General features: G+C 39.7%; 7 protein-coding genes. 4 read left to right on the top strand and 3 right to left on the bottom strand.

What is annotated here, in order from left to right; translation table 11 throughout:
- Nucleotides 1–584 (top strand): TetR/AcrR family transcriptional regulator (locus tag VB714_RS06285; RefSeq protein ID WP_323222267.1); only part of this gene is annotated, 584 nt, incomplete at its 5' end.
- A gap of 88 nt (nt 585–672) precedes the next feature.
- On the opposite strand, the gene VB714_RS06280 is transcribed toward VB714_RS06285, so the two are convergent.
- Nucleotides 673–1,701, bottom strand: a complete 1,029-nt coding sequence (locus VB714_RS06280; RefSeq protein ID WP_323222265.1) for a hemolysin family protein — start codon at nt 1,699–1,701, stop codon at nt 673–675.
- A gap of 152 nt (nt 1,702–1,853) precedes the next feature.
- Here VB714_RS06280 and VB714_RS06275 point away from each other — a divergent pair, with 152 nt between their 5' ends.
- Nucleotides 1,854–4,037: a DEAD/DEAH box helicase gene (locus VB714_RS06275; RefSeq protein WP_323222264.1), complete on the top strand. Its 2,184-nt coding sequence runs from the start codon at nt 1,854–1,856 to the stop codon at nt 4,035–4,037.
- Between the two features lie 10 nt (nt 4,038–4,047).
- Nucleotides 4,048–4,689, top strand: coding sequence for a histidine phosphatase family protein (locus VB714_RS06270; RefSeq protein ID WP_323222262.1), 642 nt, complete (start codon nt 4,048–4,050; stop codon nt 4,687–4,689).
- Between the two features lie 5 nt (nt 4,690–4,694).
- Here the strand turns inward: VB714_RS06270 and VB714_RS06265 are convergent, their stop codons facing one another.
- Nucleotides 4,695–6,260, bottom strand: coding sequence for a hypothetical protein (locus VB714_RS06265; protein WP_323222261.1), 1,566 nt, complete (start codon nt 6,258–6,260; stop codon nt 4,695–4,697).
- Nucleotides 6,261–6,391: 131 nt separating this feature from the next.
- On the bottom strand, nt 6,392–8,113 hold the full coding sequence (locus VB714_RS06260; RefSeq protein ID WP_323222259.1) for a hypothetical protein: 1,722 nt from the start codon (nt 8,111–8,113) through the stop codon (nt 6,392–6,394).
- A gap of 31 nt (nt 8,114–8,144) precedes the next feature.
- Between VB714_RS06260 and VB714_RS06255 the strand changes: the two genes are divergently transcribed.
- Nucleotides 8,145–9,473 (top strand): murein transglycosylase A, encoded by a 1,329-nt coding sequence (locus VB714_RS06255; protein ID WP_323222257.1) that lies wholly within the window; start codon nt 8,145–8,147, stop codon nt 9,471–9,473.
- The last annotated feature ends 243 nt before the right edge of the window (nt 9,474–9,716 follow it).

Here is a 9,716-nt window from a genome sequence, read left to right as displayed (position 1 = left end):
GCCAAAAGTCCACAGAGAAAGCCACAGCCATCCTAGAAGGCGCAATGACAGAGTTTTTGACCCACGGCTATGCCGCGACGAATATGGACGGTGTAGCGGCGACGGCGGGAGTTTCCAAAGCAACAGTTTATCGCTATTTTCAGGATAAAGAGAGCTTATTTGTTGCCTTAGTGAAGCGATTGGCAGAAGAAAAATATCGTACTGTTTTTAATCCCTTCAATGATAAAATCTTACAAGCCGAACCCAAAGTATTTTTGCATCTCCTCGCTACTAAAGTATTAGAAAACGCCGGGCAAGATCGGCAAATGCAAGCCTTTTTGCGAACGATTATTGCCGAGTCGGGGAGATTTCCAGAATTGTCCCATCCTTATATCGAAAATTTAGCTAAACCTATCTTAGAAACTTTGAGTCAATATTTTGCTTCTCATGCTGAATTTGCGGGGAAAGATGCAGAAGTGTTAGCGCGATCTTTTATCGGGGCAATTATTTATTTTGTTCTGCTACAAGAAGTTTTAGGAGGGAAAACTATCTTACCTATGGAACGCGATCGCTTTGTAGAAGGTTTGGTGAATTTGTTTGTCTGAGTTTTAGGAAAAAGAGTCGGCATCTATTCCTAATTGTTGGCGGTCTGCTGCTAAAATAGCTTCAGCGCGATCGGCTCATAACAAATACTCAACTTTCCCCTAAAATACGCTTGCGACGCTTGCGGGCAATTTCTTGCAGGTCTGTAGTGCGATCGGTTTCATCAACAATTTCTCCGGTTAAAACTTCGAGGACATCTTCGAGGGTAACAACCCCAGAAACACCGCCATATTCATCGGCAACGATAAATAAATGCTCGTGTTTTTTCTGAAATTCTTGTAATAATTTATCAGATTTCATTGTTTCAGCAACAAAGAAAGCCTTGCGGGTCAAACTCGCAATTGTTCGCTCTTTTTTTTCTTCTAAAAGAGCCACTAATAATTCATTTTTTAAAGCCAAACCAACTATTTCATCAATTGTTTCATTAATCACGACAATACGGCTATGCTGTGATAGAATAATATCATATTTGGCTTCTTCTAAAGTTGAACTTCCTCGTAAATAAGTCATCACGGTGCGCGGGGTCATAATCTCGTGAGCCAAAAGATCGTTTAAGCTAAAAACGCGCTGGATCATGTCTGCTTCGTCGTCCTCAATAATGCCTTCTTGATGTCCAATTCTCGCTAAAAACTTAATTTCTGCCTCATTAGTTGTTGGTTTCTTTTTCCCCTGTAAAAAAGGTGAAGTTGCCCGTTCAATAAACCAAACTAAAGGTGCTAAAAGAAAAACTAATCCTGTTACTGGAATAGCAATCCATAGCGCGATCGGGAAAGCATTACGTTCTCCTACAGTTTTAGGAATAATTTCCCCAAACATGATAATAAGTAAGGTTAAAAAAGCAGAAAATATTCCCAGCCAAGCGTCACCAAAAACCGTTGTAGCAATACTACCAATCAAAATACTTCCGACAATATTAAAAATATTGTTGAGAATAACAATAGTCGCAATTGAACGATGCACGCGAGTGCGAATAGCAAAAAGTGCCAATTCCGATCGCTTTTTGGACTGTCCGAGTTGTCGAACTTTAATCGGAGAAACAGATAAAATTACAGTTTCTGTCAAAGAGCAAAAGGCTGAACCAATCAGGACAATAATAACAACGAGTATTAAGGAAATCATAAAGTTATGAGAACTTGGTAAAGATGAATTAAAATGCTGAAGACCTGCGATCGCGCAACCAATAATTTTATACTTCGAGACATCTGTATTCTATTCATATAGTCTAGCTTTAGCTGTAGAAAATCTGATAAGTTTAAATTTTGAAGTTGATTATGTCTCAAAAAACGATACCGCAAAAAACTTTCGATCGCCTGTCCCCTTTTATTCAAGAATATATTTACAATCAGGGTTGGCAACAATTGCGGGATGTACAAATTGCTGCCTGTCAGATTATTTTTGAAACGAATGCTCATCTCTTGCTTGCTACTGGCACAGCATCGGGTAAAACCGAAGCCGCATTTTTACCAATTTTAACGCTTCTTGACGAAGAGCCTCCAAAAACAATTGGAGTTCTTTACATTAGTCCCATTAAAGCCCTCATTAACGATCAATTTGAACGTCTGAACGATCTTCTAGTGCAAAGTCATACCCGCGTTTTTGCTTGGCATGGGGATATCCCATCAAGTCGCAAGCGAAAACTCCTTGCATCTCCTTCTGGCATTCTGCAAATTACATCGGAGTCTCTGGAAAGTTTATTAATCAATCATTATTCTACAATTCCTCGACTCTTTGGCGATTTGCGTTTCGTCGTTATTGATGAAATTCATTCTTTTATGGATTCAGAAAGAGGCTATCAAATTTTATGCCAACTTGTTCGCCTTTCTCGCATTATTAATAAAGTTCCTCGTCGTGTTGGCTTATCTGCTACCTTGGGAGATTCTGAAACTGCTAAAAAATGGTTGCAAATGGGAACCAATTTAGCCGCGATCGCCCCTGAAATTGCAGATGATTCTCGCAAGGTTCGTTTAGCGGTAGAACACTTTCCTCTCGCTTCTGAAATTGAACCCACAGATGCCTATTATCGCTATCTATTTGAGATTACAAAAAACAGCAAATCCTTGATTTTTGCCAATAGTCGTACCGATACTGAATCCGTTATTGCTAACTTGCGATCTTTAGCGCGATCGCAGAATGCACCGGATATTTACCACGTTCATCATGGCAGTATTTCCGCTTCCCTGCGAGAGGATGCAGAAACGGCGATGCGATCGGATACTTATGCAGTAACTGCGGCAACTTTAACGTTAGAATTAGGCATCGATCTCGGTCAACTGGAACGAGTTATCCAATTAAATTCGCCTCTATCTGTTTCCAGTTTCTTACAAAGATTGGGACGCACGGGACGGCGAGAAATGCCCGCAGATATGCGCTTTATTTGTTCGGAAAAAGAACAGTTGGGGGATGAATTTTTGCCAGATTTAATTCCTTGGCAACTGTTACAAACTATCGCAATTATTCAACTTTATCTCGAGGATCGCTGGCTCGAACCCATTCAATTGCCAAAATACTCTTATAGTTTATTATATCATCAAACTCTGAGTATTTTAGCTTCTCGTGGAGAGCGATCGCATCAAGAACTTGCTAATAAAGTGCTAAGTTTACCCGCTTTTCAGGATGTCTCCCCGAGAGATTTTCAACAACTTTTAAATTACTGGGAAAATTTAGAACATCTTGAAGTCACAGAAAATAATACTTTAATTTTAGGATTAATCGGAGAAAAAATCGTGCGTAACTTTCAATTTTATGCTGTTTTTGATGCACCGATGGAGTACATTGTCCGAGGAGAAGCAGGAGAAATTGGCAGTATTTTTACACCTCCTCCTCTTGGGAAACAATTTTCTCTGGCCGGGAGAACATGGCAAGTTATTGATGTCGATTATGGCAAAAGAAATATTTGGGTTAAACCTGTTTCTGGTATTGCTAATATTGCTTGGCGCGGTCGTGGTATGGGAAAAATTCACACGAAAATATTGCAGAAAATGAGAACAATTTTATTTGCAGAACATGATTATCCTTATTTATTACCAGGTGCAAAAACAAGATTGACTGAAGCGCGAAATTTAGCGCGACGCTACGATCTCGATCGCGAAATTATTCATCCTCTCGATCGCAATCTTTATTGCATTTTTCCTTGGATGGGAACAAAAACTTTTAATACTTTAGAAAAATGGATATACTTTGTGATGGGGGACTTTATGAACCTAAAAATTAGGAAATCTTTATCTCCTTATTATTTACTATTGACATCAGGAGAGAAAACTGAGGCGATCGCGATTCAGGAAACAATTGTAAATTTATGTCAACAAAACTTGACCTCAGAAGATGTTACTGCATTTATCGATTCCCCTCAGCGACAAAAATATGATAAATTTATTCCTGATAATCTTTTACGACAAGCCTTTGCTTGGGATTATTTAGATATAGTAGAATTGCAACAAATCGTCAAGACTTGGTAAAAGAGAAAAAATGACACAAACTATTTGGATAGCAAGACACGCAAATCGTTTTGATTTTGTTAACCCTGAATGGTTTGAAACAGCAGAACGTCGCTACGATCCGCCTTTATCAGAGGATGGATTCATACAAGCAAAAGAGTTAGGGAAACGCTTACAATTAGAAAAAATTGTGCATATTTTTGCTTCTCCTTTTCTTCGCACAGTACAAACAGCCAATGAAATTGCCTATTTTCTCGATTTACCGATTAAATTAGAAGCGGGATTGGGTGAGTGGTTAAATGCTGATTGGATGCCAAAAATGCCCGATCGCTTATCTCGAGAAGAATTGGCACAACAATATCCTAGAATCGATCTACGCTATGAATCCCGCATTGTTCCAGAATTTCCCGAAAATGAAGCAGAGGTTATGGACAGAACTGCTCGCACTGTGCGAAAATTGATCTCAGAATTTTCCGAGGATATTCTCTTAATTGGTCATGGTATGTCAGTATTAGGAGCAACCCGAGGATTAGTCCCAGAATATCCTGATTGTAGAGTTCCTTTGTGTTGTTTATTTAAGGTTGTTAAAGATTCTGAAAAATGGATTGTGGAGTTAGAAGGAGATACTTCCCATTTAAGTCAAAGCGAAAGTAAAATTCGCCTTTCTTTCTAGTCTTTCTAACCCATACCAGATAAATGCTGCTTCGATCGAGAATTTTCTGATAGTAGTTCTTGCATCTCAGATTTTCCTAAATGGCGCAATTGTCTTGCCATTTGTAGATTAATTAGCGCGATCGCGATACTTTGACCAACAACAGATAATAAAATCCCAACCCATTCTAGAACAATTTGTTCAGGTAAAATGGAAGTTATTGATAATGCAGGAACTAATGATAAAATTGCTATCGCAGCGATCGCCACAATGACCCGTTGCTTGAATTTTTGCAGTAGTATCCATTGAACAAGACTTGCATAGAGTAAAATAACGCCATTGCTGACCAACAGGGAAATTATAAGCTGTAGACGATATTCACCCAAAGGTAAAAGCAAGATTGTAATGAGTAAAATCGTAGAAGTCAAAAGTAAATTCAATGCGATCGCCAGAGTTGCGGGGCTTTCTTCTCCCCAAATTAAATCCCAAAGTAAATTTTTCTTGGTTTTTTGATGACGATAACGCGACCAATTTTGTAGCGTTTTACGATGAGGACTCAAAGCACCCATTAATCCACAGAATAGACAGAATTGGAGAATTAAAATAGCTGAAAAATTTTCAAATAAATACTCCAACCAATTCCCCCTATATATAGGGTTTGGGATAGAAAATCCAATCAAAATGACCATAATGCTACCACTCAACCAGTAACTCTGTGTTTTACTTAAAGGAGAAATACTGCGATTGTGGAAGCGGCGATCGAGTCCATTCCATAACCAAGATATCACCAAACTGTAGCTAATCAAGGTAAACAGACAAGCCGTTATTGGATTACTCCAGAAAGACCCATCAAACCAAGTTAAGTTTGAGAAATAGTTGCTACTTAAACTATCAAAAAGACTGAAGGAATAGGGTGTTTGATTGACTAAATAAGGCAGGATATAGCCTGGATAAAATAAAGCAAACCAATTGAAAGCACCAATGGGGAAAAGACTGGGATCATGCAAGAATTTTAGAGCAAAGAGGAATGAAAAGCCAAACATTAAAACACTTCCCAAAGATGCGGGGGAGTATTTTATTCCACCTTGAACCAAAGCAAGTAGTAAAGCGGCGCTATAAAACAAGAAACAATTAACCGCAACAATACTATAAAAAGCGACGATAAGATATACAGGTATCCCTGTATAAATTCCTAAGCCAAAATGCAAGGGGAGGACGGAAAGTATCGCTAAATAAACCAGTATAGGAACACCAAGAATTTTACCCAGTAAAATACTTTTGCTAGTTTGAGGACTTAAGCGGACAAAGTTAAGAGTTCCTTGTTTTTCTTCTCGATATAAGTCCTCAATGAGAAAATAGATTCCCACAACCAATAAGCTAATAATACCAACAATACTTAAGGTAATAAACAGGTACAAAACCCCGACATGAGAATCAGAATTACTTTCAAGATGTAGATAGAATAATAAAATTTGAGCGATGGCAGAAATCCCTATAGAAATGATAATATTTTTCGGTGTCAATCGGCCTTTTAATTCTCGTAAGAGTTGCGGATTCCAATCCCCAATTTTGTCAAGTAGTGTATCCATCATTGTACTGTTTTGGTAAGGAAATTATTTATTAATATGGGTTTATCTTCTATCTTATTCGATCCTTTTGTAATCGGTAAGAATAGAGAATTGTAAAAGAGCGATCTGGCAATGCGATCGCTCTTTTTTACAAACTAAGAAACTCCCGATAATTGCTCTTGAGAACGATAATTATCTGCGAGTAATGCCTTCATATCGGACTCTCCCAACTGGCGTAATTGTCGTGTCATTTGGAAGTTAATGAGCGCGATCGCAAGACCTTGACTCACGAGAGAAAAGAGAGGCATAAAGGTTGCAGAATCCCGAACAAATAACACGGGGACAATAGAGAAAATCGACAAGATGCCCAAGTCAGATAAGGTAACTCTCAAAACACTTGTAGCTAGAGAAGGTATAAATAACAAAGCAACCACTGCTACAATCGCGAAAATAACTCGTTGTTTGTTTTTCTGAAGTAGCAGCCATTGAGCGAGACTTGCATAGAGTAGAATAACACCATTACTGACCAATAAAGCCATAATAAGGGGAAGGCGATACTGAGCCAAAGGTGTGAGGAAAATTGCCGCTAATAAAATTGTAGAAGTGGAAAACAAATTCAAGGCGATCGCCAAAGTTGCCGGACTTTTTTCTCCCCACATTAAATCCCAAAGCAAGTTCTTTTTGCTTTTTTGATGGCGATAGCGGGACCAAGTTTGTAAGGTTTTGCGATGGGGACTCAAAGCGGCCATTAATCCTCCACATAAGATCAACTGAAGAACTAAAACGACTGAAAAGTTATCAAACAAATTCTGTTCGTAATTGCCATATCCCCAATGCTGGACGGCAAAGCCAATCAGCACAAACATAGTGCTACTACTGAGCCAATAACTTTGTCCTTTACTGAGGGGAGAAATACTGCGATTTTGGAAGCGGCGATCGAGACCGTACCATAACCAATAAATCCCCAAACCGTAGTTAACAAAAGTAAAGGTAAAAGCTGTACTTGGGTTACTCCAAAGAGAACGGCTAAACCAAGTTAACCTTGCGAAATCATTGATATTTAAGTAATCAATGAGACCAAGAGAATGCGGCGTTTTACTGACCAAATAAGGCAGAATATAACCAGGATAAAAGACCACCAGCCAATTGAGAGGACTTTTACCAAAAGGAATCTGGTTTTTTAAACAGGCGATCGCCATAATCAACAAAAAACCAAGTGTAAGACCACTTCCCAACCATGCTTGTAATCCTCCTAATCCAGTCCCCGTTAAAGCAAATAACAAGGCTGCACTGTAAAACAAAAAACAACTAACCGCAACAACTGCATAAAAAGCAAGGATAAGATGTGCGGGAATGTGCGCGGCAAGTCCTAAGCCAAAATGCAAGGGAAGTATGACGAGAAGAGCTAAATAAACTAATACAGGAACACCCAGAAGTTTACCCAGTAAAATATTCTTGCTATTCTGAGGACTCAAACGAATAAAACTGAGCGTCCCCTGCTTTTCTTCTCGTGCTAGGTCATCAATAAGCAAATATACTCCGATTACCAATAAGCCAATTATGCCGATAATGCTTAAGGTAATAAAAAAGTCTAAAGACCACAAGGAATGATTAAACTCGGCGATTCCTTTGGTATTTTTAATACAGAGGGGGAGTCGGTCGTAATAATTACCTGGTCCGGTACAATAGCGATCGCGTCTACCCAATCTGTGTCCTATCTCCACGAAACGACTTTTAAAGTAGAGATAAAGTAAAATTTGACCCAAGGCAGCAATTCCCGCAGAAATCACCATGTTTTTTGAGGTCAATCGGCCTTTTAATTCGCGCAAGAGTTGGGGATTCCAATTCCCCACTTTGTCTAGTAGCGTGTCTATCATTGGCACTATGGTGTAAAGGAGATGATGTAGGATGAGGTTTCCATCCGTTTGTCCTATCTTGGCACAATTATTTTTGAATTTGCTGATGGTCGGTTTGCAATTTTCTCGTTTTAGGTTAATTGGCATCGCTGGCATTCTACTGCTGGTAGGATGTCAACCTCGACAGCAATGGCAGGGAGAAGTTAAAGGAGAAATTAAAGGAGAGATCGGCACTGTTTTAGAGTGTCTCATGCCCCACTGGTCCGCAGATTCGCAATTACCCTTACAAAACACCCCTGCTACTCATCTTAAGGGTTGTGGTTGGTTAAAAGAGGCTCTGGGACGCGATGAAAGATTGTGGGGAAAATCATCCGATCGCGAAACTCTCCTAGTAGCGATCGATCGCAGTTTGCAATATCTCAATTCTCCCTCAGCGATTCGCGCTTATCGCACTTATCCCATTAAAGAAATTAGTCGCGATCGCGTCCTTCGCAGCTTGCAACGCTTTCGCACCCTTCTCCTTGCATCTACCTCCCCAGAAGACCTGCAAAACAAAGTCAAACAAGAATTTGTTTTCTATCAGTCCATCGGAGGCGATCGCCTCGGGACGGTTTTATTTAGTGCTTATTTTGAACCCATTTATGAAGCGAGTCCCGTCCCCACTCCAGAATATCCCTACCCCATCTATAAAAGTCCCCCCAACTTAGCTTCTTGGCCGCTTCCTCACCCTTCCCGCAAGGAATTAGAAGGAGAAGATGGACTGCAAGGATCCAAGGGAAAATTAAAAGGATTAGAATTATTTTGGCTGCGATCGCGTTGGGAAGCATATCTGATTCATATTCAAGGATCGGCAAAATTAAACCTAACCGATGGCACCCAAACAACGGTAGGCTATGCTGGAAATACCCGCAAAAATTATACGAGTATCGGGGGAGAATTATCTAAAGACGGCAAAATTCCCCTCGAAGAATTAAGTTTACCGCGCATTTTTAAATATTTTGAGGAACATCCCCAAGAATTAAATAATTATCTCACTCGCGATGAAAGTTTTGTTTTCTTTACCGAGAAACACGGCATACCCGCAACGGGAAGTATCGGTGTTTCTTTGAGTGAAAAACGTTCTATTGCTACAGATAAAAGTTTAATGCCTCCCGGTGCTTTAGCCCTTATTCATACTTCTATCCCAGAGTTTAATGCTCAAGGAGAATTAAGGGAAAATCATTTCAGCCGTTATGTTTTAGATCAAGATACAGGAGGTGCAATTAAAGGGGCGGGACGCGTGGATTATTTCGTCGGGAGTGGCGAGAAAGCAGGAGAAATTGCTGGTTTGACGCGCAGTTATGGACAGTTATATTATTTGTTACTTCCATCAAATCTTTAGTTTCTTGAGAAATCCGTTTCTGTTGATTTACTAATGCCTTACTTTGTGTGGTAGAATTTAATTGTTACGAATCATTACGAGTCCTTGGCTGGACGAATCGAAATTCTGGGATTCTCAGTCAGGAACCTCAGCCTAAAGGCGTGAGGCTTGAAAGAGAAATCTGACAAGCCATTCTGACCAGACTAAGTACCTCGCGTACTACGTTATTTGGGTCACGACACCTTGGAATGCGAAGCTAGTTCC

The sequence above is a fragment of the Spirulina sp. 06S082 genome (genome assembly GCF_034932145.1).
In the GTDB taxonomy this organism is placed as follows: domain Bacteria; phylum Cyanobacteriota; class Cyanobacteriia; order Cyanobacteriales; family Spirulinaceae; genus CCY15215.
Note: the sequence above shows the minus strand (reverse complement) of the source record. Positions and strands in the feature narration are given on the sequence as shown.

What these genes read in the sequence shown, in the direction of transcription:
- VB714_RS06255 (WP_323222257.1), top strand. Translation starts at nt 8,145, where the DNA reads ATGAGGTTTCCATCCGTTTGTCCTATCTTGGCACAATTATTTTTGAAT.
- VB714_RS06270 (WP_323222262.1), top strand. Translation starts at nt 4,048, where the DNA reads ATGACACAAACTATTTGGATAGCAAGACACGCAAATCGTTTTGATTTT.
- VB714_RS06265 (WP_323222261.1), bottom strand. Translation starts at nt 6,260, where the DNA reads ATGATGGATACACTACTTGACAAAATTGGGGATTGGAATCCGCAACTC.
- VB714_RS06275 (WP_323222264.1), top strand. Translation starts at nt 1,854, where the DNA reads ATGTCTCAAAAAACGATACCGCAAAAAACTTTCGATCGCCTGTCCCCT.
- VB714_RS06280 (WP_323222265.1), bottom strand. Translation starts at nt 1,701, where the DNA reads ATGATTTCCTTAATACTCGTTGTTATTATTGTCCTGATTGGTTCAGCC.
- VB714_RS06260 (WP_323222259.1), bottom strand. Translation starts at nt 8,113, where the DNA reads ATGATAGACACGCTACTAGACAAAGTGGGGAATTGGAATCCCCAACTC.